Here is a 26,469-nt window from a genome sequence, read left to right on the forward strand (position 1 = left end):
CGATTGGTCCAAGTGGGAGGCATGGTGTCGTTATCAACACGCCATGTCCCTTCCGATCTGTTTAGAGTTGGCGCGTGCCAGAAAAGTTGCCGCCGAGCGCTGTCCATATCGCCGGAATCCTCCGCGCCCACGGGGCCACGGGAGAGGTCGTGCTCCTGGAGGACGCGGCGCCGACCGCCGCGACGGCCGCCGCCCAGCTCGGGTGTGAGGTCGGCGCGATCGCCAACAGCCTCGTGTTCGACGCCGACGGCGCCCCGCTGCTGGTGCTGACCAGCGGCGCCCACCGCGTCGACACCGGCCTGGTCGCCTCACTGCTCGGAGTGGCGAAGGTACGCCGGGCAAGCCCCGAGTTCGTGCGCGAGCACACCGGGCACCCCATCGGCGGGGTGGCGCCCATCGGGCACCCGGCCCCGGTGCGCACCGTCGTCGACACCTGGCTCGGCAAGCACCCCGTCGTCTGGGCCGCCGCCGGTCACCCCCACACGGTCTTCCCGACGACGTTCGACGAGCTCGTCGCCCTGACCGGGGGTACACCCGCCGACGTGGCGTGATCGGTTAGGGTGCGGAGGATGATCGAGATGCGCCGGGTGGGGCCCGAGAGCTTCACCTCGGAACTGCGCACGGTCCTGGGCATCTACACCGCCGCCATGCGCCCGCCGCCCGACCAGTTGTCGGGGCGGCTGGCCATAATGCGCAACCACACCACCTATCCGGCCTTCGCCGGGGTGCTGGCCATGACGGAGCACGAGGAGATCGCCGGGTTCGCCTACGGCTTCCACGGCGCCCACGGCCAGTGGTGGCACGACGTGGTCAAACGGGCCCTGTTCGAACGAGCGGGCCCTCTGGTGGCCGACGACTGGTTCGGCGACGCGCTGGAGCTGGCCGAGATCCACGTCCACCCCGACCACCAGAGCAAGGGCATCGGCCGCCGCATGATCCACACGATGTGCGCGGGGCGTCCGGAACGCACGGCCGTGCTCTCGACCCACGACGCCCCGACGGCGGCCCGCCACCTCTACGCGAGCCTCGGCTTCTACGACCTGATGACGGCCTTCGCCTTCCCGGGCGGCTCGGAGCTCTACGCCATCGCCGGCGCCCGCCTCCCCCTCGCGCCGCCCGCCTAGAGACGTTCCGCAGTGACCCTCAAGACACTTGCAAGATCGTTTTGGCAGCGTGGACGCGACCGGTCCACCTCACCCAAGGGGTTCACATGAGCGATTTCGCCTCCTCCGCCCGACAGCTCGACGAAAGCGAGCTCGCCGAGATCACCGGCGGCCACGCCCCCGACTACAACTGGGCGGAGTGGGACTGGCGCGACGCCGTGATGTGCGCTCTGCCGTAGTCATGCGAAAGGCGGGGCCGTCCGGGTGGACGGCCCCGCCTTTTCGTCTCAGACCACCGGGACGGCCGGCATCAGCGCCTGGTAGACCTCGCGCGTCGCGTTCGACCGGTTGAACGTGATGAAGTGGATGCCCGGAGCGCCCTCGTCGAGCAGGCGGCGGCACAACTTCACGCCGTGCTCGATGCCGAGCTGGTAGACGGCGTCCGGGTCGTCTTTGACCCGCTCGAAGCGCTCGGCCACCTTCGCCGGGAACGGCGCCCCGGATAGCTGCTCGGAGCGGGCGATCGTGGCGAACCTGGTGACCGGCATGATGCCGGGGATGATCGGCGTGTCGCAGCCCGACGCCGCGACCCGGTCGCGCAGCCGCAGGTAGTCGTCGGCCTCGAAGAACATCTGGGTGATCGCGTAGTCGGCGCCGGCCCGGCACTTGCGCACGAAGTAGTCGACGTCGGACTCGATCGACGGCGACCGGGGGTGCTTGTAGGGGAAGGCCGCCACCCCCACGCAGAACTCGCCCGACTGACGGATCAGCCGAACCAGGTCTTCGGCGTAGTGGACGCCCTCCGGATGGGCGATCCACTCGCCCATCGGGTCGCCGGGCGGGTCGCCCCGGACGGCCAGGATGTTGCGCACGCCCGCGTCGGCGAAGCGGCCGATGAGGTGGCGCAGTTCGCGGACCGAGTGGTTGACGGCGGTGAAGTGGGCGACCGGCGTCAGCGTCGTGCTGTGGGCGATGCGTTCGACGATGTCGACGGTCCGGTCGCGGGTGGAGCCGCCCGCGCCATAGGTGACCGAGACGAAGGTCGGCTTCAGCGACTCCAGTTCCCGGATCACCCGCCAGAGCTGACGTTCCGCCTCGGGTGTCTTGGGCGGCATGAACTCGAACGAGAACGACCGCTCGCCCGCCGCGAGCAGTTCCCTCACGGTGGCGACACGGTCGGGAAAGCGTGAGGGGAGACCCAGAGCCATGCGGCCAAGGTTACTAGTCCCGCCGGAAAGTCGGCGGAAACCGTCTTACCGGATGATCAAATCTCGGCTCACCCGTCACAAACACCCCGCCAGATGAACGAATCGATCACCTGCAGATACCCTCATTACATGACAAATGCCACCGCGCCTTTGGACTTCATCCGTCCCGAGGTCGACCAGGCCCTCCAGCGCTTCGTCGACCGCCGCCGGGCGGCCTTCGACGATCCCGACCTGGCGGCCGTACTGGGCGCGGTGCGCGACTTCCTGGCGGGGGGCAAGCGGCTGCGGCCCGCCTTCTGCTACTGGGGCTGGCGGGCCGCCGGAGGCGCCGACGACCCCGGCGTGATCTCCGCCGCGTCGGCGCTGGAGCTGCTCCAGGCCAGCGCGCTCGTCCACGACGACGTGATGGACTCCAGCGACATGCGGCGCGGCATGCCCTCGGCGCACCGGCGGTTCGAGAAGCTGCACGTCGACTCCGGGTGGCACGGGTCGGCGGTGCAGTTCGGGGAGGGCGCGGCGATCCTGGTCGGGAACCTGCTGCTGATCTGGTCGGGCGAGTTGTGGCGGACCTCCGGCCTGCCCGCCGAGAGCCTCGCGGCGGCGCAGCCCGTCTTCGACCACATGCTGACCGAGCTGATGAACGGCCAGTACCTCGACCTGCTGGCGCAGGCCCACGGCGAGAACTCCTTCGAGAGCGCGCGGCGGGTGGCCCTGTTCAAGAGCGGCAAGTACTCCGTCGAGCACCCGCTGCGCCTGGGCATGATCCTGGCGGCCCAGTCGCGCGAGCCGTGGATCGACCAGGTCTGCGCGGGCTACGGGCAGAACGTCGGCATCGCCTTCCAGCTGCGCGACGACGTCCTGGGCGTCTTCGGCGACCCCGCCGAGACCGGCAAGCCCGCAGGCGACGACCTCCGCGAGGGCAAGCGCACGATGCTCATCGCGCGCACCCTGGAGCTGGCCTCCCCCGCCCAGGCCCGTTCGGTGCGCGCCCTCGTGGGCGACCCCAAGCTCGACGAGGAGGGCGTGGCCACCCTCCGGGCCGTCATCGAGGACACCGGCGCCCTGGCCTCGGCCGAGGAGCTCATCACGACGTACGTGAAGGAGGCCGTGGCCGTCCTGGACGCGGCCCCCATCGAGGCGGAGGCCCGCGAGGCGCTCAAGGCGCTGGCCATCGCGGCGACCACCCGCCGCAACTAGGCCCGCAGGCGGCGGGCGAACTCCCCTGCGGCGGCCTTGGGGTCGGCGGCCTCGGTGATGGCGCGCACGACCACGACCCGCGTCGCCCCCTGGGCCAGCACCTCGTCGAGGTTGCCCAGGTCGATGCCGCCGATGGCGAACCACGGCCGGTCGGAGGGCACGCCCGAGGCGTGCGCGAGGAGGGGCAGGCCCGGCGCCGGGCGTCCCGGCTTCGTCGGGGTCGGCCAGGTGGGCCCGCAGCAGTAGTAGTCGACGCCCGGCTCGGTCGAGGCGGCCGTGGCCTCGACGGCGGAGTGGGTCGAGCGGCCGATCAGCATGCCGGCCCCGACGATCTCCCGGGCGAGCGGCACCGGCAGGTCGTCCTGCCCCAGGTGGAGCACGTCGGCCCCCGCCGCGTAGGCGATGTCCGCGCGGTCGTTGACCGCCAGCAGCGCGCCGTGCCGGTCACAGGCCGCGCGGAACACCTCGAGCAGGGACAGCTCCTCCCGGGCCTCCAGGCCCTTCTCCCGGAGCTGGACGATGTCCACCCCGCCGGAGAGCGCCGCGTCGAGGAACTCGACCAGGTCGCCGCGCTCCCGGCGGCCGTCGGTGCACAGATAGAGGCGTGAGTCGGCGAGTCTGCGCCGGGAGGAGTCGGTCACCCGACCCACGATGTCATGGGCCGGCTAGAACCCGAGCGCCTGGGCCCTGCGCTTCACCTCGGTGTGGCGGCCGGCCTTGATGGCGTCGATCGGGGCGCCGGGCAGCGACTCGTCGGGGGTGAACAACCACCGGATCGACTCGACCTCGCTGTAGCCCGCGTCGGCGAGCACGGTCAGCGTGCCGGGAAGGCCCTTGATCACGTCGTCTCCGGCGATGAAGACCGCCGGGATCTGGGGCTCGCCACCGCCTCTGCGGGCGCCCACGAGCTTCTTGTCCTTGATGAGCTGCTTCGCCCTGCCGATGCTGAGCTGGAGCTTCTTCGCGACTTCCGAGAGAGGGAGCCACTCCCCCACGAGCTGGTCGGTGTCTCGGTCGATCTGCGCAACTGTAAGCGTCACGAATCCACCATTACCACACGTCCGCCACCATGAAACACCCAGTTTACGCCACGGTGCAGTCTCGAAGGGTAACGCTTGGGTCGGCGAGGCGGGCGGCGTCGAGCCTTTGCCGTCCTTCGACGAGACGTCGGCCTTGCACCAGATCGCGCGGTCTGTCGACGGTGAGGATCGCGGTCAGCCGGTGGTCGTGGGTGAGCCAGCAGGCGGCCCACTTGGCGTCGGTCTCGGGGTCGCCGCGCAGCACCAGGCGGGCGCCGTGGTGGTGGCCGGCGTACTGGACCATGCGGCCGAACTGCTCGGACCAGAAGTAGGGCACCGGGTCGTAGACGGCGTTCTCGCCCATCAGGGTCGCGGCGGCGACGTCGGGGGCGCCCAGGGCGGTGTCCCAGTGTTCGACGCGCATGCGGCGGCCGAAGCGGCGGCTGTACCAGTTGGCGCAGTCGCCGACGGCGACGACGTTGGGCACGAAGCTGCGCAGGTGCTCGTCGACCAGGACGCCGTTGTCGAGCTCCACGTCGGAGCCGTCGAGCCAGGCGACGTTGGGGCGCACGCCCACGCCGGTGACCACGACGTCGGCCTCGATCCGGCCGCCGTCGATCAGGGTCAGGCCGTCGGGGTCGACCGTGCCCACGGGCGCGTCGAGGACGAGCTCGACGCCGGCCTCGGCGTACCAGGGGATCATGAAGCGGCCGATCGGCAGCGCCGCCGCGACCGGGGCGTCGGCGGCCTCGACGACCGTGACGCGGCAGCCCGCGCGGGCCGCCGCCGTGGCCACCTCGGCGCCGATCCAGCCCGCGCCGACGACGGCCACCCGCGCGCCCTCGACCAGCGCCTCGCGCAGTGCCAGGGCGTCGTCGATGGTGCGCAGGACGTGCTGGTGGCCCTCGCCGCGCAGCCGGACGGGCGTGGCGCCGGTGGCGACGACCAGGCCGTCGAAGGCGAGTTCGCCGTCGGTGGTCGACAGGACGCCGTCGTGGAGGCCCTTGGCGGCGGTGCCGAGCATGAGGCGGACGTCGAGCGCCTCCAGGTCGGAGTCGACCACCGTGGAGTCGGCGTCGCCGAGGAGGACCGCCTTCGACAGGGGCGGGCGGTCGTAGGGGCGATGGGGTTCCTCGCCGATGAGGGTGATCCGGCCCTGGTACCCGTGGGCCCGCAAAGCCTCGACACTCCGGACACCGGCCAGGCCGGCGCCCACCACCACGACGTGATCCACGAGTAGACCCTAGATTGCCGACGGGCCCACCCGCCAATGGAGATTCGGTAACGAATTGAGTAAGTAGCTCGCACAGCGCGGCTATTCCGTGTTGTGCGAATCAGATCAATTCGCATTACTCTGGACAAAGACGCGCGGGAGTCCGGCTGACCGGGCTGAGAGGGGAACTCCACAGGTTCCCGACCGCTATCGAACCTGATCCGGATCATGCCGGCGAAGGGAGCGCGGATGAACGCTTCAGACGTGTTCGTGATCGGCGGCGGCATCGTCGGCCTGTCGATCGCCTGGCGGGCCACCACGCGGGGCCTCACCGTCACACTGGCCGACCCCGACCCGGGGTCGCAGGCGACCCGTGCCTCCGCCGGCATGCTGGCCCCCGTCAGCGAGGTCACCTACACCGAGGAGCCGCTGCTGCGGCTCGGCCTCGCCTCGCTCGAACGCTGGCCCGCCTTCGCGGGCGAGCTGGAGGCCGCCGGCGGGATCCCCGTCGACCTGCGCGGCGACGGGACCGTCGAGGTCGCCTACGACGCCGACGACCTGGCCCAGCTCGACGAGCTGGCCGTGTTCGAGGAGAAGCTCGGGCTGCGCGTGGAGCGGCTGACCGGGCGGCAGTGCCGCCAGGCCGAGCCGATGCTCTCGCCCAACGTCCGGGGCGGCCTGCTGGCCCGCGACGACCTGTGGGTGAACCCGCGGCGGGTGGCCCAGGCGCTGCAGCAGGCGTTCCAGAACGCGGGTGGCCGGCTCGTCAGGGAGCGCGTCACCACGCTGGAGGGCCTGCCGGCCGACCACGTCGTGGTCGCGGCCGGGGCCTGGTCGCCGAGCCTGCTGCCCGGCCTGCCGATCCGGCCGGTCAAGGGGCAGATCCTGCGGCTGCGCGGCCCGCGCGGCCTCCTGGGCACGTGTGTACGCGGCACGGTGCGCGGCTCCGAGGTCTACCTGGTCCCCCGCGACGACGGCGAGATCGTGGTCGGCGCGACGATGGAGGAACTCGGGTTCGACACCCGGGTGACCGCCGGCGGGGTCTACGAGCTGCTGCGGGACGCCCGCGAGATCGTGCCGGGCATCACCGAGCTCGAACTGGCCGAGACGTTCGCCGGGCTGCGGCCCGGCACCCCCGACAACCTCCCCTACGTCGGCAGGCACGGCGACGTGTGGGTGGCGGCCGGTCACCACCGGGCGGGCGTGCTGCTCGCCCCGCTGACGGCCGACGCCGTCGTGGCCGGCCTCTTCGGCGAAGCCGATCTCATGCCCGAATGCACTCCGGCGAGGATCTAGATGCGCATCACCATCAACGGCGACCCCCACGACCTCGACGACGGGGCGACGGTCACGAAAGCCGTGCACAGACTGACGGCCCAGGCCACCGGGATCGCGGTGGCCGTCAACGACGAGGTGGTCAGCCGGGGCGCCTGGGACGCGACCGTGCTGGCCGACGGCGACCGAGTCGAAGTGCTCACCGCGGTCCAGGGAGGCTGAAGGACATGGACGATCCCCTGCTGATCGGCGGCGAGGAGTTCGGCTCGCGGCTCATCATGGGCACCGGCGGCGCGCCGTCGCTGGAGGTGCTCGACCGGGCCCTGGTGGCCTCGGGCACCGAGCTGACCACGGTCGCGATGCGCCGGCTCGACCCGGCCGCCCGAGGATCGGTGCTCGACGTGCTGCGCGAGCGCGCCATCAAGGTGCTGCCGAACACCGCCGGGTGTTTCACGGCGGGCGAGGCGGTGCTGACCGCGCGGCTCGCCCGGGAGGCGCTCAATACCAATTGGGTAAAGCTCGAAGTCATCGCCGACGAGCGGACGTTGCTGCCCGACCCGATCGAGACGTTCGACGCGGCCGAGCGGCTGGTGGCCGACGGGTTCGTGGTCCTCCCCTACATCGGCGACGACCCGATCCTGGCCCGCCGGCTGGAGCAGGCGGGGTGCGCGGCCGTCATGCCGCTCGGGTCGCCGATCGGGTCGGGACTGGGCATCCGAAACCCCCACAACATCGAGCTCATCGTCGAATCCGCGCAGGTGCCGGTGATCCTGGACGCCGGGATCGGCACCGCGAGCGACGCCGCGCTGGCCATGGAACTGGGCTGTTCAGCGGTGCTGCTGGCCACGGCGGTCACCCGGGCGCAGAAGCCCGACCTGATGGCGGCGGCGATGCGCGGCGCCGTCGAAGCGGGGCGGCGGGCGTTTCTGGCGGGCCGAATTCCGCGGCGGCGATATGCTGAGGCGTCCTCGCCCGGGCGACCGTTCCAAGACGGGTAAACCTTCCTGTTTCGGTCTCGGTTTGGGATTCCTGCACTCAGCACGTGGCAAATCACCCGTAAACTCGAGGCCGTGGACACGACGCTTTCCGATCCGCTCGTCGGGCATACGCTCGACGGGCGTTACCGCGTCGAGTCCCGGATCGCCCGGGGCGGCATGGCGTCCGTCTATCTGGCTCTGGACGTCCGGCTCGACCGCATGGTCGCGATCAAGGTGATGCACCGGTCACTGGCGGAGGACCCGCAGTTCGTCCGGCGTTTCATCGGCGAGGCCAAGTCGGTCGCCTCGTTGTCGCATCCGAACATCGTGCACGTCTTCGACCAGGGCACCGACGGCGACCACGTCTACCTCTCGATGGAGTACTTCCCGGGCAAGACGCTGCGGGCGGTGCTCGACGAGCGGGGGCCGCTGGCGCCGCGCGAGGCGCTGGAGATCATGATCCCGGTGCTGGCGGCGCTCGGCAGCGCCCACCAGGCCGGGCTGATCCACCGCGACGTGAAGCCCGAGAACGTGCTGATGACCGAAGACGGCCGGGTCAAGGTCGTCGACTTCGGGCTCGTGCGGGCCATCGAGGGCGGCAACCAGACCCGCTCCGGCGTGATGATCGGCACGGTCGGTTACATGGCCCCCGAGCAGGTCACCACCGGCCAGGCCGACGTCCGCGCCGACGTCTACGCCGCCGGGATCATGCTGTTCGAGCTGCTCACCGGGCGTCAGCCGTTCGGCGGCGAGAGCCCGGTGTCGGTCGCCTACCGCCACGTCCACGAGTCGGTGCCCGCGCCGTCGTCGTTCTCCTACGACATCCCGCCCGCCCTCGATGCGCTGGTGGCCGCGGCCACCGCCAAAGACCCGGCCGACCGGCCGCGCGACGCCAACGCGATGCTGGTGGCGGCCGTCGAGGTGCACCGCACCCTCCCCGCCGCCACGACCGGCCGCCACTCGGCGGTCCGGCCGGCCCAGGCCGAGCAGGCCTTCCACTCCGGCTCCTACGCGACCGGCTCCCAGACGATGATCCAGCCCGCCATCCAGATCCCGCCGACCACGCCCCCGAGGCCGCGGCGCGGGTTCCGGGTCAACTGGGGCATCGTCGTGCTGGCCCTGGTGATGGTCGGCGGCATCGCGTTCAGCGGGTGGTATTTCACGACGCCGCGCACCGCGATCGTGCCCGACCTGGTGCAGCGCAACGTCGAGGCGGCCCGCCAGCTCGCCGAGAGCAACGGCTTCACCATCAAGATCGCCGAAGGCCGCTACGACGCCAAGGTGCCCAAGGACATGGTGCTGGAGACCAGCCCGGTCAAGGGCGTCGAGGCCGAGCGCGGCTCGGTCATCACGATCATCGCCTCGCGCGGCCCCGAGATGGTGACCGTGCCGAAGGTCGAGGGCAAGACCGAGGCCGACGCCCGCGTGGTGATCTCCGACGCCGGGCTGAACGTCTCCCGCGTCCGCCGCACACCGAGCGACACCATCGCGCGCGGCCTGGTGATCAAGACCGACCCCGTCGTCGGCAAGAAGGTCGAGAAGGGCTCCAACGTCATCCTCGCCGTCAGCATGGGCCTGCTGCTGCCCGACGTGGTCAACATGCCGCGCGACCAGGCCGAGGCGCTGATGCGCGAGAACGGCTTCGACCCGAGCTGCATCAACGAGGTCGTCGACGACACCCAGCAGGGCACCGTCATCGCCCAGGAGCCGATCGCCGGCGCCGAGGTCGACAAGGGCGCCCGGGTCTGCCTGACCGTCTCGCGCGGCCCCGACACCGGCTGGAAGTGGCCCTGGGAGCAGGACCCGTCGGTCGCCGCGCCCGACTTCGTGGCCGTCCCCGACGTGCGGTTCAAGGACGTCAACGAGGCCAAGCGCGAGTTAGAGGCGGCCGGCTTCCGGGTGCAGATCCACAAGCTGTTCTCCCGGGGCCGTCCCGGCGGCGACGGCGCGGGCAAGCGCGTGCGCGGCCAGAACCCGCTCGGCCAGGTGCCCGCGGGCAGCACGATCAACCTGTGGTACTAGCCCAAGCGAGCCGCGGACGGCCGAAGGCCGGCCGTGGCTCGCGCCACGAATCTGCCTCAAAGAAACAGATGGCCGAGCAGGCGTAGCCGGGCCAGGCCTCCGTCGGGGTAGATGTCGCACTTCACGTGGGTCACCGGGCGGTCGCCGTCGAGGCGGAAGCGGTGCTGGGCGTCGGGCTGGAGGCGGGTCTTGCCGAGGAGGCTGAACCAGTCGCCGTCGCCGTCGCGGCCCGACAGCGACACCCAGCCGGGGGCGTTGAAGACCAGGTGGGTGGTGTCGATCTCGGCGACGGTGACCGTGCCGCGCCCGGCCAGGCGGACCACCAGCCAGTCGTTGCCGTCGTCGCGGCGGCGCGCGGTCTCCCAGCCTTCGGCCTGGTGGCGGGCCAGGCCCGGGGCGATGACGTTGTTGGGCGAACTGTAGAACTGGTTGGAGCAGTCGATCACCCGGGCGCCGTTGGCGAGCGCGGCCAGGTCGATCGTGAGGCCGTGCAGGAAGCGGGGGTCGGGCACGACCTCGCCGTGCACCCGGAACCGGGCCACTCCCCCGTCGGGGTAGATGTTGAGCCGCACGTGCGTGTAGCGGCCGGGGTCGTCGACGGCGAACTCGTGCTCGCGGTCGCCGCCCAGCGGGCTCCTGGGCAGGATCTCGGTCCAGCCGGTCAGCTCGTCGTGGGCCTGCGGCTCGTCGGCGGCGCAGGCGTCGACCGAGGCGTAGGGCGGGTAGTTGCCCTTGAACCAGGCGGTGTCGATCACCAGGCCGTGGATCACGCCGGGCAGGCCGAGCCGGACGATCGCCCAGTCGTGCCCGGGGGTGCGCCGGCGGCGGGTCTCCCAGCCGTCGTAGATCTGGCCCTTGGCGCCGAAGTCGTGGGTGTGGAACTGGGCGGGGTGCGGCAGGATCAGCGCCTGGCGTTCGGCGAACGCCTCGTCGTTGGCGGCGATCACCGAGCCGCCGTTGCCGCGCAGGGCGAGGTCGGGCAGGTGGCGGAAGGTCATCGGGCGCCTCTCGTCAGGAACCGGCCGTGGCCGGGGCTCTCACCGCGGAGCCAGGTCTGCTGTACGACCCCCCGCAGCGTCCGCCCCTGGTAGGCGGTCACCGGGTTCTTGTGGGCCAGGTCCCCGGCCTCGACGACGAAGGCCGCGCCGGGGTCGAAGGCCACGAGGTCGGCCTCCGCCCCCACCTCGATCCGGCCCTTGTACGCCAATCCGGCGAAGTCGGCGGGCCCGCGCGCCATCCACCGGACGACGTCCTCCAGCGAGAAGCCGCGCGCCGACGCCTCGGTCCACACGACGGGCAGGCCGAGCTGGAGCGAGGAGATGCCGCCCCAGGCCATGGCGAAGTCGCCGGGGCTCTTCATGTCGGCCGGGCACGGCGAGTGGTCGGAGACGACGCCCATCAGGGTGCCGTCGGCCAGCCCGGCCCAGAGCGCGTCGCGGTTGGCCGCCTCGCGGATCGGCGGGCAGCACTTGAACGCGGTGCCGGTGACGTCCTCGGCGCTGAGGGTCAGGTAGTGGGGGCAGGTCTCGGCGGTGATCCGCACGCCCTGGGACCGGGCCGCGCGCAGCACGGGGATCGCGTCGCCCGCCGAGACGTGCACGATGTGCGCCCGCGCGCCCGTCTCGCGGGCCACCGCGATGACCGTCTCGATGGCCCTGACCTCGGCGTCCTGGGTCCGCGAGCCGAGGAACTCGGCGTAGGAGGGGCCGGTGGGCTCGGTGAGCGTCCAGGGGTCCTCGGCGTGGACGATCAGCAGGCCGTCGAAGCGGGCCAGTTCGCGCAGCGCCAGGGTGAGGCCGTCGCCGTCGAGGGCGGGGAACTCGTCGACGCCCGACGGGGACAGGAAGCACTTCACGCCGAACACCCCGGCGTCCCAGAGGGGGCGCAGGTCGCCGAGGTTGCCGGGGATCGCGCCGCCCCAGAAGCCGACGTCGACCGCGATCTGGCCCCGGGCGGCCTTCTTCTTGATCTCCAGGTTGGGCACGGTCGTGGTCGGCGGCAGCGAGTTCAGCGGCATGTCGACCACGGTGGTCACGCCTCCGGCCGCCGCCGCCCGGGTGGCCGTGGCGAAGCCCTCCCAGTGGGTGCGGCCGGGCTCGTTGACGTGGACGTGCGTGTCGACCAGCCCGGGCAGCAGCGCGACGTCACCGAGGTCGAGGCCGCCGCCGGCGTCGTACGGCACCAGCCCCGCGATCCGCCCGTCGACGACGTCGACCCCGAGCGGCCGTACCCCTTCGGGGGTCACCACCCGGCGTGACCGCACCAGAACCGTCACAGATGCTCCTTCACCACACTCGCCACGAGCCGCTCCAGCAGCGGCCCGGCCTGGGCCATGCAGATCTCGGGGTCGGGCTCGACGTCGGTGAGCGCGTACGCCGCCTCGATCCCGGCCTTGCGCAGGTCGTCGGCGGACACGGTGCGCCGTCCGCAGACCGCGACCACGGGCACGCCGTGCCGCATGGCCGCGTTGGCGACGCCGACGGGGGCCTTGCCGCGCAGCGACTGCTCGTCGAGGGAGCCCTCGCCGGTGATGACCAGGCGCGCGCCCTCGACGTGGGTCTCGAAGTCGAGCAGGCCGAGCAGGTAGGCGATGCCGGGCCGGATGGCCGCGTTCAGGAACGCGAGCGCGGCGAAGCCGACGCCGCCGGCCGCCCCGGCGCCGGGCTGCCCGGCCACGCCCATCGCGCGGACGACCCCGTCGTGCTCGACCGAGCCGGTCAGGCCGTGGGTGTGGGCGGCGACGGCGGCGAGCCGGGCCAGGCCGGCCTCCAGGAGCCTGACCTGGCCGGCGTCCGCGCCCTTCTGCGGGGCGTAGACGGCGGCCGCGCCGTGCGGGCCGAGCAGGGGGTTGTCGACGTCGGAGGCGACGACGTACTCGGCGATCCCGGCGTCGAAGCCGGACAGGTCGATCGTGACCAGATCCACGAGGGCGCCGCCGCCCAGGGGGAGCTCCGCGCCGGAGGCGTCGAGGAAACGCGCGCCCAGGGCGCGGGCCAGGCCGGTGCCGCCGTCGGTGCAGGCGCTCCCGCCCAGGCCGAGCACGATCGTGGTGGCCCCGCCCCGCAGGGCGTGCGCGATCAGTTCGCCGGTGCCGTAGCTGGTGGCGGTCAGCGGTTCGAGCCCTCCGGGCAGGCGGCGCAGCCCCGACGCCTCGGCCATCTCGACGACGGCGGTCTCGCCCCTGACGGCGTACGAGGCCCGGACCGGTTGTCCCGTCGGGCCGGTCACCTCCACCTCGACGCGGGTGAAACCGCAGGCCGCGACCGCGTCGACGGTGCCGTCGCCGCCGTCGGCGACGGGCAGCAGCACGACGGGCACGTCGCCGAGCCCGGCGGCGACGTGGCGGGCGACCTCGGGGGCGGTCAGCGAGCCCTTGAACTTGTCCGGTGCGATGACGACGTGATCCTTCATGCCGTCATCATGACCGAAGCAGTCGCGCGTGCGCCCGCGCCCCCGCCGCTCCCGCCGCCTCGCCGGAGACCGTGCGGAGTTCGCCGTCCTCGACGACGGTCACCCCGTTGACGATCAGCCGGGCCAGCGGCGGTGTCTGGCCGTACCCGAGCGCCACGATGGGGTCGGAGGCGGCGGCGTAGGGGCCGTCGACCCTCCAGACGGCGACGTCGGCGAGCTTGCCGGGTTCGAGGGAGCCGATCTCGGTCTCGCGGCCCAGGCAGCGGGCGCCGCCGATGGTCGCCATCTCCAGGGCCTGCCGGGCGGTCAGCGCCCGCGGGCCGTAGCGGGCGCGCTGCATGAGCATCGCCTGGCGGATCTCCCCGGCGAGCGGGATGAACTCGGCCGAGCCGGGGCCGTCGACGCCGAGCCCGACGGTCGCGCCCGCGCGGAGCAGTTCGCTGACCCGGGCGATCCCGGCGCCGAGGCGGCCGTTGGACGAGGGACAGTGGGCGGTGCCGGTGCCCGTCTCGGCGAAGCGGGCGATGTCGGCGTCGGTGAGGTGCACGCTGTGCGCGATCCACACGTCGGGGCCGAGCCAGCCGAGCGATTCGAGGTACTCGACGGGGAGCATGCCGAACTGCTCCTTGCAGTGGTCGTCCTCGTCGAGGGTCTCGGCGCCGTGGGTGTGCAGGCGGACCTTGAGGTCCCGCGCGAGCGCGGCGGCCTGGCGCATGAGGTCGCCGCTGACCGAGAAGGGCGAGCAGGGCGCGACGGCCACCCGCAGCATCGAGTCGAACAGGGGGTCGTGGTACTTGCGCACCGCCGCCTCGGTCTCGGCCAGGATCTCGTCGAGGGTCTCGACGACCTCGTCCGGCGGCAGGCCGCCCTGCGAGCGGCCCCGGTCCATCGAGCCCCGGCACGGGTGGAAGCGCAGGCCCACCTCGGCGGCGGCCTGGATCTCGGCGGCGAACAGGTCGCCGCGGCCCTTGGGGAAGACGTAGTGGTGGTCGGTCGTGGTGGTGCAGCCCGACAGCGCCAGCCAGGCCAGGCCCGCCGTCGCCGCGCCGTGCACGACCTCGGCGTCCATGCGGGCCCAGACGGGGTAGCTGGCCACCAGCCACTCGAACAGGGTGCCGTCGGGGGCCAGGCCCTGGGAGGCCCACTGGTAGAGGTGGTGGTGGGTGTTGACCAGGCCGGGGGTGACCAGACGGCCGCGCCCGTCGATCCGCTCCCCCTCACCGGGGTAGGGGCCGGCGCCGACCGACACGATGCGGTTGCCCTCGACGGCGACGTGGCCGTCGGGGATCTCGGCGCCCACGACCGGGGCGACGTAGGCGTTCTCGATGACGATCACGAACCGGCCTTCCGGCGGGCGGCCAGGCGGACCGCGTCGAGGATCTTCTCGTAGCCCGTGCACCGGCACAGGTTGCCCGCCAGGTGCTCGCGGATCTCCGCGTCGGCGGGCACTCCGTCGTGGCGGGCGATCAGCGAATGGGCCTGGACGATCAGACCGGGCGTACAGAAACCGCACTGGACGGCGCCACACTCGACGAACGCCTGCTGCACCGGATCGAGCTCCCCCTCGCCGGAGGCCAGCCCCTCGACGGTCAGCACCTCGCGGCCCTCGGCCTGGCCGGCCGCCACGAGGCAGGCGCAGACCGGCTCGCCGTCGAGATAGACCGTGCAGGAGCCGCACTCGCCCTGTTCGCAGGCGTTCTTCGCGCCCGGCAGGCCGAGCCGCTCCCGCAGGACGTAGAGCAGGCTCTCCCCCGGCCAGACGTCGTCGGCGGTCATCGGCGCGCCGTTGACGGTGACGTTGACCCTCATGACGTCCTCCTGTGTTCCTCCCAGGCCCAGCCGAGCGTGCGGCGGGCCATCACGGCCAGAGCGTGGACGCGGTAGTCGCGGCTGCCCCGGACGTCGTCGATGGGCGCGGCCGCGGCGGCGACGAGCTCCCCGAACCTCCTGCTCACCTCGGGATCACCCGGGGACCAGTTCTCGGCCAGGAAGGCCTCCGCCTCCGTGGCCCGGCGCGGCGTGGGGGCGGCCGAGCCGATCCCGGTGCCGACCGTTCGCGCCGCCACGTCGAGGGCGATGCCGAAGGAGCAGACCGCGATGACCATCGCGTTCCTGGTGCCGATCTTGGAGAAGTACTGCGGGCCCCGCCGCTCCGGCACGTGGACCGCCCGGATCAGCTCGTCGGGCGCCAGCGCGTTCCGCTTGACCCCGGTGTAGAAGTCGCCGATCGGGATCATCCGGATGCCGCCCACCGATTCGGCCTCGACGATCGCGCCGGAGGCGAGCAGCGGCGGGTGGCTGTCGCCCGCCGGGGAGGCCGCGCCGAGGTTGCCCGCGACCGTGCCCCGGTTGCGGATCTGCGGCGAGCCGACCGTGCGGGAGGCCTGCGCCAGGCCGGGCAGCCGGTCGGCCAGCTCGGCGATGATCCGGCTGTAGGTGACCCCGGCCCCGATCCGGACGGTCCCCGACTCGGCCGACCACTCGGCCAGCTCGGTCACGGGCGTGAGGTCGAGCAGCGCCGCCGGGCGGCCCTTGTCGAGGTTGATCTCGACCATGACGTCGGTGCCGCCCTGGACCGGCGTCGCGTCGGGCCGGTCGGCCTTCATCCGCAGGGCCTCGGCCCAGGTGGTCGCACGCAGGAAGTCCATCAGTCCCACGCCTTTCCGGCGCCGGGCGCGTCCTCGCGCAGCACGGCGCCCTCGATCAGGCCGTAGGGGCGGTCGGCGGCGAAGTAGACCTCGCCGTCGTTGTCGAGGCCGAACGGGTCGAGGTCGACGAGGAAGTGGTGCTTGTTGGGCAGTTCGAGGCGGACCTCGCAGACGTCCGGGCAGTCGGTCAGCACCCGGGCGCCCATGGCGTAGAGGGTCTGCTGGAGCGACAGGCTGTAGGTCGTCGCGAAGGCGTCGAGCAGGGCCTCCCGGGCGGTCGCGTAAGAGGCCTCCCAGTCGCCCGGTTCGCCGGCGTGCCGCCAGCGGGCGGTCACGGCGGTGGCCAGCACGCGGTCGCGGGTCTCCGGCAGGGTCGTGTACTCGTCTTTCAGGTAGCCCCAGAACTCCGAGTCGGTCGTGTTGAGGACGACCAGGTCCGTGAGCCCCGAGACCACGGTGGCCGTCTCGCCGTCGTAGTGGACCAGGCAGGTGCGCACCTCCTGGCCCTTGCGGGCGAAGGAGTGGCCGGCGCGGCGCTCCCAGGCGTACTCCTCGATCTCCACGCGGGCGTGGTGGATCGTCGGCTGCCCGTCGACGAAGTGCCGGGCCAGCAGCAGGGCGAACTCCTCGATCGCGGCCACGCCGTGCTTCTTGGCGAACGCGTAGACGGTGTTCTTCTGCGTGTCGGTCGGCAGCACGGCCGCGTTGTCGCCGGTCAGGTGGACGTCGGTCATGTCGCCCGACAGGGACGTGCTGACGTTCAGATCCTTGATCCGGTGCGCGTCGCCGTCCCGGGTGACCCGCACGACCCGGGTCTCGGCTTTGCCGTAGCGGTTGGGGCCGAGCGTGAACACTTTCTAACTCCCCCGGTAGGTCGAGTAGCCGAACGGGCTCAGCAGGAGCGGCACGTGGTGGTGCTGATCGGCGTCGGCGATGGTGAAGACGACGGTGACCTCGGGGAAGAACGCGTCGTCTCCCAGGTAGCCGCCGGTGTCGAAGATCAGCCGGTAGGTGGCCGCCTCCAGCGTGCCGGTCCACTCGCGGCCGAGCGGCGTCCACTCCCGGATGCGGCCGTCCTTGTCGGTGCGGGCCTCGGCGAGGGCGACGTACCCGTGGGCGGCCCGGCGGGCCAGCCGCACGTGGACGTCGGCGGCCGGGCACCCGCGCGCGGTGTCGAGCACGTGGGTGGACAGGCTCACGCGTCCTCCTCCCAGAGCTTGGCCAGCCGCAGCCGGACGATCTTCCCGAGCTCGTCGCGCACGACCATCCGCTCCTTCTCCGGTACGTTGCCCAGACGATCCTCCAAGATCGCCAGCATCTCGGGGGCCGACTTCCCGGTCGCGCAGACGAGGTAGACGTGCCCGAACCGCTCCTCGTAGGCCGCGTTGCCCGCTCTCAGCCGCCGCAGGACGTCCTCTTCTGCGGCGGCGGTGCCCGACTGCTCCTCGCGCGACCACGCCGACTCCCTCGACCCCCCGCCGGAGCGGTCGCCGATCCGGGGGTGCGCGGCCAGCGCCTCCTCGACGTCGGCCCAGTTCAGCATGGCCAGCACCGCGTCGCTGCGGTCGAGGAGAGCGGCCAGGTCGGCATAGGGCCGCCCGGCCACGCCGTCGGCCCAGCGGGCGGACGCGCAGCACGCCAGCAGGTCGTCGCGGCTCGGTTCACGCATGGTCGCCAGTACACAACGCGGCCCCCGCCGAATCCAGCAGCGGGAGCTCCCAAAGCCCCGTCCATGAGCGGCCGATGGTTTGTACGTTGCCACAAACCGCCGAAACCCCCGGGTAACCTGATCCCACTATGAGCACTGGAAACGCGATCGGCGGCCACGTCCTGGTGGCGGGCGGCCTGGCCACCGGAGGGCTGAAGTACGCCGCCGAGATCGGCGCCGAGATGGCCCAGGTCTTCGTCACCAACCCGCGCGGCTGGGCCCTCAACGAGGGCAACCCCGACGAGGACGCCAAACTCCGGGCGTCCGGCCTGCCGGTCTACGTCCACGCGAACTACCTGATCAACTTCGGCTCGCCGACCGAGGCGACGCTGGAGAACTCGATCGCCTCGGTCCGCCACACGCTGCGGCGGGGCCGCGAGGTCGGGGCGCTGGGCGTGGTCGTCCACACCGGCTCGGCGGTCAGCCAGCCGCGCGAGGCGGCGTTCCGGCAGTTGCGCGACCAGCTGCTCCCCCTGCTGGAGGAGATCCCCGACGACGGTCCCGACCTGCTGCTGGAGCCGATGGCCGGGCAGGGCCAGATGCTCTGCGCGACCGTCCAGGACCTCGGCCCCTACCTGTCGGCGCTGGAGTGGCACCCGAAGGCGGGCGTCTGCCTCGACACCTGCCACGCCTTCGCCGCGGGCCACGACCTGTCGACCCCCGAGGGCGTGCGCGAGACCTTCGACGCCCTCCACGCGGTCGCGCCGGGCCGGCTGAAGCTGATCCACGCCAACGACTCCAAAGACGTGCTGGGCGCGAAGAAGGACCGCCACGAGAACATCGGCGCGGGCCACATCGGGGCCCAGGGGTTCGCCGAGATCATGCGCCACCCGGCGGTCGCCGGGGTGCCGCTGTGCATCGAGACGCCCGGCAAGGCCGACAAGCACCGCGAAGACATCGACCTGCTGAAGAAACTCCGCGGATAGCGGGCGGATCCGGCCGTCCCCCGAACGACCGGATCCGTGACCGCAACCTTATTTCCCAGGTCAGCGCCACACCGGCTGATCACGACAGACGGCGTGTCAGGCGCGACGAGCGGTCAGCCGCTCCCTGACCTCCCGCGCGAGCCGCCGCGCGACCGGCAGCGTCTCGGTCCCGACCAGCAGCAGCGCCCGCCCGTCGGCGAACCTCAGCTCGCTGACGTGGCGGGCGTTGACGAGCGTGGACCGATGGGCCCGGATGAACCCGGCCTCCGCCCACCGCTGCTCCAGCGCGGCCATCGAGGTGCGGACCAGGAAGCCGCCCTCGGCGGTCCGGAGCCTGACGTAGTCGCCGTGCGCTTCGGCGAACCAGACGGCGCCGGGGTCGATGAACCTGGTCCGGCCCCCCAGCTCCACCGGGATCGACTCGTGGGCGGTCTTCCTCCGCAAATGATCCAGGTCGAGCTGGTCGGACAACCACCGGGCGGTCCTGAGAAGATCGCCGGCCGGACCGTGCGCCACCAGGGCTCCCGCCACCGTGCCCATGATCGTCAAGGGTGCCGCCCGGACCGGGGATCTCCCCCGCATCGCCGCCACCGCCGCGTCCCAGCCGTCGGGCCGGCCCGCCAGGACCTCGGTCGTGGAGGTGATCGTCAACGGGGCGCCGACGGCCCGCTCCAGGTGGGGCAGGGCCGCTCGGGCGGCCTCGGGGGTGAGCCGGAAGGGCACGTCGAAGCAGCACACCCGGGCGAGACTAGACCTCCCGGCCGGGCTAGGGCGGGCCCTCGCCCGGGTCCTCCTGGTATGAGTAGCGCTGCTCGCGCCAGGGGTCGGCGACGTTGTGGTAGCCCCGGTCCTCCCAGAAGCCGCGCCGGTCGTCGGTCAGGTATTCGATGGCGCGCACCCACTTGACGCTCTTCCAGGCGTACAGATGAGGGACCACGGCGCGGACGGGGTAGCCGCGCTCGGGGCTGAGCGGCTTGCCGTCGAGCTCGGTGGCGAAGAGGGTCGAGTCGCGGTCGAAGTCGCTCATGCGGACGTTGGCGCTGTAGCCGTACTCGGCCCAGATCATCACGTGGGCGACCCCGTCGGCGGGCGGCACGGCGGCCAGGAACGCCGAGGCGGGCACGCCGGTCCACTCGTTGCCCATGATCGAGAACTTGGTCACGCAGTGGAAGTCGGCCAGCACCGTCGAGCGCGGCAGCCGGCCGAAGTCGTCCCAGGTCAGGAAGTGCTGTTCGCCGGACGCGGTGGCGCCGAAGATCTGCAGGCGCCAGGTCGCGGGCCGGAACGTCGGCACCCTGCCGTAGTGCATCACCGGCCTGCCGCGCGGGACGTACTGCCCCGGGGGCAGCCGGTTCTCCTCCTCGGGCGTCTCCGGCACCCGCCCATCCTGTCACCCGCCCCGCGGTGCGCCCGCATCAGGGTTGTGCGATATATTTCGACCATGCTTGGCGCGATCTCGTTTTGGTATGGCGACGGACCCGTGAGGACCGTTCGCCATGAGGTTGTGCGCTAGCAGCCACAGGCGGTCGAAAAGCCCCGGGTCCGATCTAGGACCCGGGGCTTTTCGCGTGTTAAGGAGAAATCATGGTCATCGTCATGGCCCCCGAGGCCACCCAGGAAGACATCACCGAGGTCGTCGCGCTCGTCGCGTCGGCGGGTGGTGAGGCGTTCGTGTCCCGCGGCGTGAGCCGCACGATCATCGGGCTGATCGGCGACGTGGAGCAGTTCGCCAGCCTCAATCTCCGCGGTCAGCGCGGCGTCGCCGACGTGATGCGCGTGTCCACCCCCTTCAAGCTCGTGAGCCGCGACAACCATCCCGTCCGGTCGACGGTCCGGGTGGGCGGAGTGCCGATCGGGCCCGACACGGTCACCCTCATCGCGGGGCCGTGCGCGGTCGAGACGCCGCAGCAGACGCTTGAGGCCGCCCAGATGGCCAAGGCCGCCGGGGCCACCCTGTTGCGCGGCGGCGCGTTCAAGCCGCGCACCTCGCCGTACGCCTTCCAGGGCCTCGGCGAGCAGGGGCTGCGCATCCTGGCCGACGTCCGGGAGAAGACCGGGTTGCCGATCGTGACCGAGGTGGTCGACGCCCACGACGTGCCGCTCGTGGCGTCGTACGCGGACATGCTGCAGGTCGGCACCCGCAACACGCAGAACTTCGCGCTCCTGCAGGCGGTCGGCGCGGCCGGGAGGCCCGTCATGCTGAAGCGCGGCATGAGCGGGACCATCGAAGAGTGGCTGATGTCGGCCGAGTACATCGCCCAGCGCGGCAACCTCGACATCGTGCTCTGCGAGCGCGGCATCCGCACCTTCGAGACGGCGACCCGCAACACCCTCGACGTGTCGGCGGTGCCGGTGGCACAGCGGCTCTCCCACCTGCCGGTGATCATCGACCCGTCCCACTCGGGCGGGCGGCGTGACCTGGTGCTGCCGCTCACCCGGGCGGCGATCGCGGTGGGCGCCGACGGCGTGATCATCGACGTCCACCCGCACCCCGAGCAGGCCCTCTGCGACGGCCCGCAGGCCCTGGTCGACGGCGACCTGGAGGAACTGGCGAGGATCATGCGCGAGTTCCCGCCGCTGCTCGGCCGCACCGAGGCCGCGAACCTGGCCGGGGAGTCGGTGGCGGTGTAGCGTGCGCCCCCGTGGCGTTTGCGGGGGATCTATATAAGAACAAGAACTTTGTCCTGCTGCTCGGTGTTCAGACGTTGTCCGTGCTGGGCGACGCGTTCTCGACCGTGGCGGTGCCGCTCCTGGCGCTGCACGCGACCGGGTCCGTCGCCCAGATGGGCGTCCTCACCGCGCTGACGGGCGTCGCCTCCGTCGTGACCGGCACGTTCGCCGGAGGCATCGTCGACCGGTTCGACCGGCGGCGGGTCCTGGTCGTGTGCGACGTCGGCCGTTTCCTCCTGTACGGCCTGATCCCGGTCCTGTGGTGGGTGACACCGGTGATCTGGCCGCTCTACGTGATCGTCCCCCTGGCGGCCGTGCTCGGCATGGTCTTCAACGTGGCCTATGTGACCGTCCTGCCGTCGATCGTCGACCCGGGCGACATCACCCGGGCCAACGGCATCCTGTACGGGATCTTCGCCGTGGCCGGAGTGGCGGGCCCCGCCCTGGCGGGCGTCGTCTCGGGGGCGTACGGCCCCGCCGCGGCGATCGGGCTGGATTCGGTCACCTTCCTGGTCTCGGCGTTCGGGCTGCGGTTCATTCGGCTGAGGCCGTACACGAGAGAGAAGAGCGGCGGCCGGCTGGCCGGGGCGAGGTTCCTGCTCGGGAACCCGGTGCTGCGGACCATGACGATCCTGCTGACGGCGCTCATCTTCCTGACGGCGGGCCTCGACGACCTGGTCGTCTTCCACCTGAAGCAGAACCTGGAGCAGCCGGACGCGGTGGTGGGCTACGTGCTGGGCGGGGGCGCGATCGGCACAATCGTCGGCTCGATGGCGGTGGCGCGGGTGCGCGGACGGCTGGGCTTCGGGCCCACGTGGCTGCTGTCGACCACGCTCGCGGGGCTGGCGGTGGTGGCCATCGCCCTGTCGGGCGGCGTGGCCGCGATCGGCGCGCTGATGGCGCTGTTCAGCCTGGCGATCACGGTCGGCGCGATCTGCTCGATGTCACTGCGCCAGGAGATCACCCCGGCCCACCTGCTCGGCCGGGTGACGGCGGCGTTCTGGACCATCCACTACGCCCTGGGGCCGCTGGGGGCGACCCTGGCGACGTGGACGGCGGCCGGGCGGGGCGTGGCGCCGGTCGTGGCGGTGATGGGGGCCGGGCTGGTGCTGACCGCGGTCGGCGGCCTGTTCAGCCCGGTCAGGCGGTCAGGACTCTAGCTTGTAGGCCTGGATCGAGTCGGCCAGCTGCACCGCGAGCTCCTCGGCGTCGAGCCGCTTCTCGATCAGCTTCAGGTCTTCGATCTTGGCGGCCAGCTCGGGCTGGCGGGAGGCCAGGATCGTGCAGCAGTCCTCGTCGGGCAGCTCGGAGATGGCCAGGGTGCCGATGCGGCGGGCCTCGGCGATGACCTCCATCTTGTCGAGCCCGATCAGGGGCCGCAGGATCGGCAGGTCGGTCGCGCTGTCCTGGGCCGCGATGTTGGCCATCGTCTGGGACGAGACCTGGCCGAGGGAGTCGCCGGTGATCAGGGCGGTCGCCTTGTGGCGGTGGGCGACCTCCTCGGCGGTCTTCAGCATCAGGCGGCGCTGGGCGATCATCGCCAGGCGGTCGCTGCCGGAGGTCCGGATCGACTGCTGGGCCTTGCCGAAGGGCACCACCCAGAGGCGCGAGCGGCCCTGGAAGGCGTCGAGGCGGCGGACCAGGGCGTAGGCCTTGTAGATCGACTCGGTCGTGGTGAACGGGATGCCGGAGAAGTGCAGGAAGTCGACCCGCAGGCCGCGGCGCATCATGCGGTAGGCGGCCACCGGGGAGTCGATGCCGCCCGACAGCAGCGCCAGGCCCCGGCCGCTGGTGCCCACGGGGAGGCCGCCCTGGCCGGGGCGGTTGTCGACGTAGACGAAGACCTCGTCGCGGTCGACCTCGATGGCGACGGTGAGCTCGGGGTTCTTCAGGTTGACCGGCAGGCCGTAGGTGTCGTTGATCTCGCTGCCGACGTGCCAGTCGAGCTCGGCGGAGGTCATCGGGAAACGCTTGTCGCGGCGGCGCGAGCGGACCGCGAAGCTGGCCTTGCGGGCCGCCTCGGGGGTCTCCCTGACCAGTTCGAGCGCGGCCTTGGTGACGACCGAGGGGTCTTTGGCGACCCGCCAGGCCAGGTGGACCAGGACGATGCCGGGCACCTCGCTGACCCGCTTGGCGACCGCCTCGGCGACCTCGACGCCGGTGCCCTCGGGCAGGAACAGGGCGATCACGCCGTGACGCTGGCGCAGGTCGATCTGGAAGCCCGACAGGGCGTGTTTGATGTTCGCGCGCAGCCGGACCTCGAACTGCTCCCGGTTCTTTCCTTTCAGGACGATCTCGCCCAGTTTGAGCAGCACACAGGGCTCACCCAGAGCGGTCATGGTCATGGCGACGATCCTTCGGGAAAGACTGGCGGGAACCTTTTAACTCTAGTCGAGGTCCGCCAGACCTTTTTCGATCGCGTAGCGGACCAGCTCGACGCGGTTGTGCAGCTGGAGCTTGCTGAGGGTGTTCTGCACGTGGTTCTGGACCGTCCGGTGCGACAACACGAGCCGTTCGGCGATCTGCTTGTACGACAACCCCTTCGCCACCAGCCGCAGCACCTCGGTCTCCCGGTCGGTCAGCCGGGGGCCCTCCTCGGCGGCCTTCGGCTGGGCCGCCAGGCGGCGGTACTCCCCCAGCACCAGCCCGGCCAGGCCCGGCGTGAAGACCGCGTCGCCCTGGGCGGTGCGGGCCACCGCCTCCAGGAAGTCGGCCTGGCTCGCCGACTTCACCAGGTAGCCCGACGCGCCCGCCTTCACCGCCTCCAGCACGTCGTCGTGCTCGGCGCTGGCCGACAGCACCAGCACCTTCGGCGGGTGCTCCGAGGCCCCGAGGCCCCGGGCCACCTCGACCCCGCGCAGGTCGGGGAGCTGGAGATCGAGCACCACCACGTCGGGCCGGACGGCCGCCGCCACCCGGAGCGCCTGGCGGCCCTCGCCGCAGGTCGCCACGATCTCGTAGCCGGCCTCGGCGAGGTCGCGGGCCACGCCCTCCCGCCACATCGGGTGGTCGTCGACGACCATGACGCGCACGCTCATGGCGCCACGATAACCATCTCGATCTCGGTGCCATCAGGGGAGGAGACAATCGTGACCCGGCCGCCCAGAGCGGCCACCCGGCCCCTGATCGACTGTGAGACGCCCAGGCGGCCCAGCCGCTCGGCCTCCTCCAGGCGGCCCTCGGGGATGCCGGGGCCGTCGTCGCGGACGGTCACCGTCACGGCGCCGTCCTCGGCCTCGACGAGGATCCACGCCCTGGTCCCCTCGGGGCAGTGCCGCCGCACGTTGTCGAGCGCGTTGCCGACGGCGGCCGACAGCTCCTCGACGGTGCGGGCGGGCAGCTCGACGGGGGTCGCGGGGGTGGCGACGGTGACCGTGGCCGAGGCGTGGCGGCGCAGGTGGTCGTTGAGGTCGGCCGACTCGGCGGCCGGGGGCCGGGGCGCGGTCCGGACCAGCTCGCGCAGCACGGCCTCCTGCTCGCCCGCCAGGCGGCCCAGCTCGGCCGCCTCGCCGCCGATCTCGGCGCCCCTGCGCTGGACCAGGGCGAGGACCTGCAGCACCGAGTCGTGGATGCCGCGGGCCAGGCGTTCGCGTTCGCGTCCGGCCGCCTCGATCTCGACCGCCCGCTGCATGCGGGCCTCGGCCTGCTTGGCCAGGCGGGCGACGTGGCCGATCACGACGCCGGCCAGGAACAGCAGGACCGCGCCGTTGACCGGGACGGTGTTCAGGTCGAGCACGCCGACCCCGCGCAGCCACACGTCCAGCACGGCGATGACCGCCGCCGCGGCGGCGCCCGCGCGGCGGCCCGCGTAGACCGCCCAGGCGACCACCGGGGCGGCCACCCAGGTGGCGGTGATCGGCATGGTGCCGCGCGGGCCGTCGAAGCCCTGGACCCAGATCGACGACAGCAGGCAGGCGGCGGTGACGAGGAGGTCGGCGGTCAGCAGCGGCCAGCCGCGCAGGCGCTCGCGGGAGTAGGCGTAGGTGGCGAACACCGTCCAGGCGGTCATCAGGACGAGCACCGTCCAGGCGGGCCCCGGATTGCCGTAGGAGTCGGCCTCGACCACCAGGATGGCGGCGTAGCCGAGCGAGCAGAACCGGTAGACGGCGATCGCCCGCCAGAAGGGCGTCTCGATGCTCATTTCGGTCATCGTACGACTACATAACGAACGTCACATGAACCCTTGAAACGGACAAACCTCCCGTATGGAGCGGTGCAATAATTTTGTCGCAACCACAACGAGGAGCACGCATGTCCCATATCAACCACTTCTCGCATGGAGCGTTGACTCCTCTCCTCGCCTACCTGATGTCCGTCGTCGGCTCCCTGCTCGGCCTCATCCTCACGACCAGGGCCCGGTCCGCGCACGGCGCCTCGCGCTACCGCTGGCTGGCCGGAGGCGCGCTGGCCATCGGCGGCACCGGCATCTGGGTGATGCACTTCATCGCCATGATGGGCTTCGACGTGGACAGCGAGATCCGCTTCGACGTCGGGCTGACCGCGATCTCGGCGATCGTGGCGGTCGGCGTGGTCTACGGGGGACTCCACGTCGTCTCGCGGGGCGACGGCTTCCCGCGGCTGCTCGCGGGCGGCCTGCTGGCCGGCGCCGGCGTCGGCGCCATGCACTACATCGGCATGTTCGCGATGAGCATGTCGGGCACCCTGGCCTTCGACCCGGTGATGGTGGCGCTGTCGGTGCTGATCGCGATCGTCGCGGCCACCGTCGCCCTCTGGTTCACCCTGAAGGTCGAGGGCCCCCTGGCCACCACCGGCGCGGCCCTCATGATGGGCGTGGCCGTCACGGGCATGCACTACACCGGCATGTACGCCCTCAGCGTCACCCCCGGCGACAACGTGCCCCGGGGCGCCGCGGCCATGGACTTCCTGCTGCCGCTCATCGCCGGCATCAGCCTGATCACCGTGGGCCTGCTGCTGGCGATCCTGCTCTCGCCCTCGGCGCGCGAGATGCGGGAGGACAGCGAACTGCTGGAGCGCCTGCAGCACCGCAGGACCACCCCGGCGACGCCGCCGCCCCCGCCCGCGCCGCAGCGCGGGCAGGACGGCGACGACCTGTTCACGCCGCGCAGGTAGT

Annotated in this window: 30 protein-coding genes and 1 riboswitch; of the genes, 12 read left to right on the forward strand and 18 right to left on the reverse strand. The window is 72.0% G+C overall.

From position 1 onward, the window contains the following. The first annotated feature begins 74 nt into the window (after positions 1-74). The 3 genes from GT755_RS13690 to GT755_RS40545 all read left to right on the forward strand — a co-directional run bounded on the left by GT755_RS13690 (position 75) and on the right by GT755_RS40545 (position 1,342). On the forward strand, positions 75-551 hold the full coding sequence (locus GT755_RS13690) for a YbaK/EbsC family protein (protein ID WP_161480116.1): 477 nt from the start codon (positions 75-77) through the stop codon (positions 549-551). A gap of 18 nt (positions 552-569) precedes the next feature. Beyond that, the gene (locus GT755_RS13695; RefSeq protein ID WP_161480117.1) at positions 570-1,124 is read left to right on the forward strand and encodes a GNAT family N-acetyltransferase; all 555 of its coding nucleotides are present in this window, start codon (positions 570-572) and stop codon (positions 1,122-1,124) included. An 86-nt stretch (positions 1,125-1,210) separates the two neighbouring features. Next, positions 1,211-1,342 carry a hypothetical protein gene (locus GT755_RS40545; protein ID WP_268903265.1) on the forward strand — a complete coding sequence of 44 codons (132 nt, stop codon included), beginning with the start codon at positions 1,211-1,213 and terminating at the stop codon, positions 1,340-1,342. A gap of 48 nt (positions 1,343-1,390) precedes the next feature. Here GT755_RS40545 and metF read toward each other — a convergent pair whose 3' ends face one another. Then, a complete protein-coding gene (gene metF, locus GT755_RS13700) occupies positions 1,391-2,311 on the reverse strand; it encodes a methylenetetrahydrofolate reductase [NAD(P)H] (protein WP_161480118.1) in 921 nt (306 codons plus the stop codon). Positions 2,312-2,440: 129 nt separating this feature from the next. Here metF and GT755_RS13705 point away from each other — a divergent pair, with 129 nt between their 5' ends. Then, the gene (locus GT755_RS13705) at positions 2,441-3,508 is read left to right on the forward strand and encodes a polyprenyl synthetase family protein (protein ID WP_161480119.1); all 1,068 of its coding nucleotides are present in this window, start codon (positions 2,441-2,443) and stop codon (positions 3,506-3,508) included. Here GT755_RS13705 and thiE read toward each other — a convergent pair. From thiE to GT755_RS13720, 3 genes are read right to left on the reverse strand one after another with little or no spacing between them, the layout of a single operon-like run. Beyond that, positions 3,505-4,149 (reverse strand): thiamine phosphate synthase, encoded by a 645-nt coding sequence (thiE, locus tag GT755_RS13710; protein WP_161480120.1) that lies wholly within the window; start codon positions 4,147-4,149, stop codon positions 3,505-3,507. The genes GT755_RS13705 and thiE overlap by 4 nt on opposite strands. Positions 4,150-4,173: 24 nt before the next feature. Beyond that, positions 4,174-4,548, reverse strand: coding sequence for an Rv2175c family DNA-binding protein (locus tag GT755_RS13715; RefSeq protein ID WP_030450397.1), 375 nt, complete (start codon positions 4,546-4,548; stop codon positions 4,174-4,176). Positions 4,549-4,591: 43 nt separating this feature from the next. Next, positions 4,592-5,761, reverse strand: a complete 1,170-nt coding sequence (locus GT755_RS13720; protein ID WP_161480121.1) for an NAD(P)/FAD-dependent oxidoreductase — start codon at positions 5,759-5,761, stop codon at positions 4,592-4,594. Between the two features lie 124 nt (positions 5,762-5,885). Continuing rightward, a riboswitch (TPP riboswitch) is annotated at positions 5,886-6,000 on the forward strand. On the opposite strand from GT755_RS13720, the gene thiO reads away from it, so the two are divergent. The 4 genes from thiO to pknB all read left to right on the forward strand — a co-directional run bounded on the left by thiO (position 5,990) and on the right by pknB (position 10,014). Then, positions 5,990-7,036, forward strand: a complete 1,047-nt coding sequence (gene thiO, locus GT755_RS13725) for a glycine oxidase ThiO (protein WP_161480122.1) — start codon at positions 5,990-5,992, stop codon at positions 7,034-7,036. It overlaps the preceding riboswitch by 11 nt. Further along, positions 7,037-7,237 (forward strand): sulfur carrier protein ThiS, encoded by a 201-nt coding sequence (gene thiS, locus GT755_RS13730; protein WP_161480123.1) that lies wholly within the window; start codon positions 7,037-7,039, stop codon positions 7,235-7,237. A gap of 5 nt (positions 7,238-7,242) precedes the next feature. Then, positions 7,243-8,013 (forward strand): thiazole synthase, encoded by a 771-nt coding sequence (locus tag GT755_RS13735; RefSeq protein WP_030450401.1) that lies wholly within the window; start codon positions 7,243-7,245, stop codon positions 8,011-8,013. Between the two features lie 72 nt (positions 8,014-8,085). After that, positions 8,086-10,014: a Stk1 family PASTA domain-containing Ser/Thr kinase gene (gene pknB / locus GT755_RS13740; protein ID WP_161480124.1), complete on the forward strand. Its 1,929-nt coding sequence runs from the start codon at positions 8,086-8,088 to the stop codon at positions 10,012-10,014. 56 nt (positions 10,015-10,070) lie between these two features. Here the strand turns inward: pknB and alc are convergent, their stop codons facing one another. Genes alc through uraD form a run of 9 tightly spaced genes read right to left on the reverse strand, consistent with a single transcriptional unit; the run spans position 10,071 to position 17,742 of the window. Further along, positions 10,071-11,012: an allantoicase gene (gene alc / locus GT755_RS13745; protein ID WP_161480125.1), complete on the reverse strand. Its 942-nt coding sequence runs from the start codon at positions 11,010-11,012 to the stop codon at positions 10,071-10,073. After that, positions 11,009-12,289 (reverse strand): allantoinase AllB, encoded by a 1,281-nt coding sequence (allB, locus tag GT755_RS13750; RefSeq protein WP_161480126.1) that lies wholly within the window; start codon positions 12,287-12,289, stop codon positions 11,009-11,011. The genes alc and allB overlap by 4 nt, the downstream gene beginning before the upstream one ends. Continuing rightward, complete coding sequence (locus GT755_RS13755) at positions 12,286-13,425, reverse strand: glycerate kinase (RefSeq protein WP_161480127.1); 1,140 nt, start codon at positions 13,423-13,425, stop codon at positions 12,286-12,288. Before GT755_RS13755 ends, allB begins: the two co-directional genes overlap by 4 nt. 7 nt (positions 13,426-13,432) lie before the next feature. Next, complete coding sequence (locus tag GT755_RS13760; RefSeq protein ID WP_328794337.1) at positions 13,433-14,761, reverse strand: 8-oxoguanine deaminase; 1,329 nt, start codon at positions 14,759-14,761, stop codon at positions 13,433-13,435. Beyond that, entirely contained in the window at positions 14,758-15,234 is a 477-nt protein-coding gene (locus GT755_RS39520) for a (2Fe-2S)-binding protein (RefSeq protein ID WP_161480128.1), read from the reverse strand. The genes GT755_RS13760 and GT755_RS39520 overlap by 4 nt, the downstream gene beginning before the upstream one ends. Next, entirely contained in the window at positions 15,231-16,073 is an 843-nt protein-coding gene (locus tag GT755_RS13770; protein WP_161480129.1) for an FAD binding domain-containing protein, read from the reverse strand. The genes GT755_RS39520 and GT755_RS13770 overlap by 4 nt, the downstream gene beginning before the upstream one ends. Continuing rightward, positions 16,073-16,927 carry a factor-independent urate hydroxylase gene (gene pucL / locus GT755_RS13775; protein ID WP_161480130.1) on the reverse strand — a complete coding sequence of 285 codons (855 nt, stop codon included), beginning with the start codon at positions 16,925-16,927 and terminating at the stop codon, positions 16,073-16,075. Before pucL ends, GT755_RS13770 begins: the two co-directional genes overlap by 1 nt. 3 nt (positions 16,928-16,930) lie before the next feature. After that, the gene (gene uraH / locus GT755_RS13780) at positions 16,931-17,272 is read right to left on the reverse strand and encodes a hydroxyisourate hydrolase (protein ID WP_030450410.1); all 342 of its coding nucleotides are present in this window, start codon (positions 17,270-17,272) and stop codon (positions 16,931-16,933) included. Next, entirely contained in the window at positions 17,269-17,742 is a 474-nt protein-coding gene (gene uraD / locus GT755_RS13785) for a 2-oxo-4-hydroxy-4-carboxy-5-ureidoimidazoline decarboxylase (protein WP_161480131.1), read from the reverse strand. The genes uraH and uraD overlap by 4 nt, the downstream gene beginning before the upstream one ends. Positions 17,743-17,870: 128 nt before the next feature. Between uraD and GT755_RS13790 the strand changes: the two genes are divergently transcribed. Then, positions 17,871-18,707 (forward strand): deoxyribonuclease IV, encoded by an 837-nt coding sequence (locus tag GT755_RS13790; RefSeq protein WP_161480132.1) that lies wholly within the window; start codon positions 17,871-17,873, stop codon positions 18,705-18,707. A gap of 96 nt (positions 18,708-18,803) precedes the next feature. Here the strand turns inward: GT755_RS13790 and GT755_RS13795 are convergent, their stop codons facing one another. Then, positions 18,804-19,445 (reverse strand): LytR/AlgR family response regulator transcription factor, encoded by a 642-nt coding sequence (locus GT755_RS13795; protein ID WP_328794338.1) that lies wholly within the window; start codon positions 19,443-19,445, stop codon positions 18,804-18,806. 28 nt (positions 19,446-19,473) lie between these two features. Further along, positions 19,474-20,016, reverse strand: a complete 543-nt coding sequence (locus GT755_RS13800) for a molybdopterin-dependent oxidoreductase (RefSeq protein ID WP_161480610.1) — start codon at positions 20,014-20,016, stop codon at positions 19,474-19,476. A 275-nt stretch (positions 20,017-20,291) separates the two neighbouring features. Between GT755_RS13800 and aroF the strand changes: the two genes are divergently transcribed. Together aroF and GT755_RS13810 are read left to right on the forward strand one after the other, a co-directional pair. Continuing rightward, entirely contained in the window at positions 20,292-21,338 is a 1,047-nt protein-coding gene (aroF, locus tag GT755_RS13805; protein ID WP_161480133.1) for a 3-deoxy-7-phosphoheptulonate synthase, read from the forward strand. 11 nt (positions 21,339-21,349) lie between these two features. After that, a complete protein-coding gene (locus GT755_RS13810; RefSeq protein ID WP_161480134.1) occupies positions 21,350-22,537 on the forward strand; it encodes an MFS transporter in 1,188 nt (395 codons plus the stop codon). On the opposite strand, the gene thiI is transcribed toward GT755_RS13810, so the two are convergent. From thiI to macS, 3 genes are read right to left on the reverse strand one after another with little or no spacing between them, the layout of a single operon-like run. Continuing rightward, a complete protein-coding gene (gene thiI / locus GT755_RS13815; RefSeq protein WP_161480135.1) occupies positions 22,526-23,722 on the reverse strand; it encodes a tRNA uracil 4-sulfurtransferase ThiI in 1,197 nt (398 codons plus the stop codon). The genes GT755_RS13810 and thiI overlap by 12 nt on opposite strands. A 42-nt stretch (positions 23,723-23,764) precedes the next feature. Continuing rightward, entirely contained in the window at positions 23,765-24,415 is a 651-nt protein-coding gene (locus GT755_RS13820) for a response regulator (RefSeq protein WP_062351398.1), read from the reverse strand. After that, positions 24,412-25,518 carry a MacS family sensor histidine kinase gene (gene macS / locus GT755_RS13825; RefSeq protein ID WP_161480136.1) on the reverse strand — a complete coding sequence of 369 codons (1,107 nt, stop codon included), beginning with the start codon at positions 25,516-25,518 and terminating at the stop codon, positions 24,412-24,414. Before macS ends, GT755_RS13820 begins: the two co-directional genes overlap by 4 nt. Positions 25,519-25,628: 110 nt before the next feature. On the opposite strand from macS, the gene GT755_RS13830 reads away from it, so the two are divergent. Then, on the forward strand, positions 25,629-26,468 hold the full coding sequence (locus tag GT755_RS13830) for an MHYT domain-containing protein (RefSeq protein WP_161480137.1): 840 nt from the start codon (positions 25,629-25,631) through the stop codon (positions 26,466-26,468). The last annotated feature ends 1 nt before the right edge of the window (position 26,469 follow it).

The organism is Herbidospora solisilvae (assembly GCF_009901565.1).
GTDB lineage: Bacteria > Actinomycetota > Actinomycetes > Streptosporangiales > Streptosporangiaceae > Herbidospora > Herbidospora solisilvae.

Bases quoted from the DNA above. Each gene is read 5' to 3' on its own strand.
- GT755_RS13695 (WP_161480117.1), top strand. From the start codon at position 570: ATGATCGAGATGCGCCGGGTGGGGCCCGAGAGCTTCACCTCGGAACTG.
- GT755_RS40545 (WP_268903265.1), top strand. From the start codon at position 1,211: ATGAGCGATTTCGCCTCCTCCGCCCGACAGCTCGACGAAAGCGAGCTC.
- metF (WP_161480118.1), bottom strand. From the start codon at position 2,311: ATGGCTCTGGGTCTCCCCTCACGCTTTCCCGACCGTGTCGCCACCGTG.
- GT755_RS13705 (WP_161480119.1), top strand. From the start codon at position 2,441: ATGACAAATGCCACCGCGCCTTTGGACTTCATCCGTCCCGAGGTCGAC.
- thiO (WP_161480122.1), top strand. From the start codon at position 5,990: ATGAACGCTTCAGACGTGTTCGTGATCGGCGGCGGCATCGTCGGCCTG.
- thiS (WP_161480123.1), top strand. From the start codon at position 7,037: ATGCGCATCACCATCAACGGCGACCCCCACGACCTCGACGACGGGGCG.
- GT755_RS13735 (WP_030450401.1), top strand. From the start codon at position 7,243: ATGGACGATCCCCTGCTGATCGGCGGCGAGGAGTTCGGCTCGCGGCTC.
- alc (WP_161480125.1), bottom strand. From the start codon at position 11,012: ATGACCTTCCGCCACCTGCCCGACCTCGCCCTGCGCGGCAACGGCGGC.
- GT755_RS13755 (WP_161480127.1), bottom strand. From the start codon at position 13,425: ATGAAGGATCACGTCGTCATCGCACCGGACAAGTTCAAGGGCTCGCTG.
- GT755_RS39520 (WP_161480128.1), bottom strand. From the start codon at position 15,234: ATGAGGGTCAACGTCACCGTCAACGGCGCGCCGATGACCGCCGACGAC.
- GT755_RS13770 (WP_161480129.1), bottom strand. From the start codon at position 16,073: ATGGACTTCCTGCGTGCGACCACCTGGGCCGAGGCCCTGCGGATGAAG.
- uraD (WP_161480131.1), bottom strand. From the start codon at position 17,742: ATGCGTGAACCGAGCCGCGACGACCTGCTGGCGTGCTGCGCGTCCGCC.
- GT755_RS13790 (WP_161480132.1), top strand. From the start codon at position 17,871: ATGAGCACTGGAAACGCGATCGGCGGCCACGTCCTGGTGGCGGGCGGC.
- GT755_RS13800 (WP_161480610.1), bottom strand. From the start codon at position 20,016: ATGCACTACGGCAGGGTGCCGACGTTCCGGCCCGCGACCTGGCGCCTG.
- aroF (WP_161480133.1), top strand. From the start codon at position 20,292: ATGGTCATCGTCATGGCCCCCGAGGCCACCCAGGAAGACATCACCGAG.
- thiI (WP_161480135.1), bottom strand. From the start codon at position 23,722: ATGACCATGACCGCTCTGGGTGAGCCCTGTGTGCTGCTCAAACTGGGC.
- GT755_RS13820 (WP_062351398.1), bottom strand. From the start codon at position 24,415: ATGAGCGTGCGCGTCATGGTCGTCGACGACCACCCGATGTGGCGGGAG.
- macS (WP_161480136.1), bottom strand. From the start codon at position 25,518: ATGAGCATCGAGACGCCCTTCTGGCGGGCGATCGCCGTCTACCGGTTC.
- GT755_RS13830 (WP_161480137.1), top strand. From the start codon at position 25,629: ATGTCCCATATCAACCACTTCTCGCATGGAGCGTTGACTCCTCTCCTC.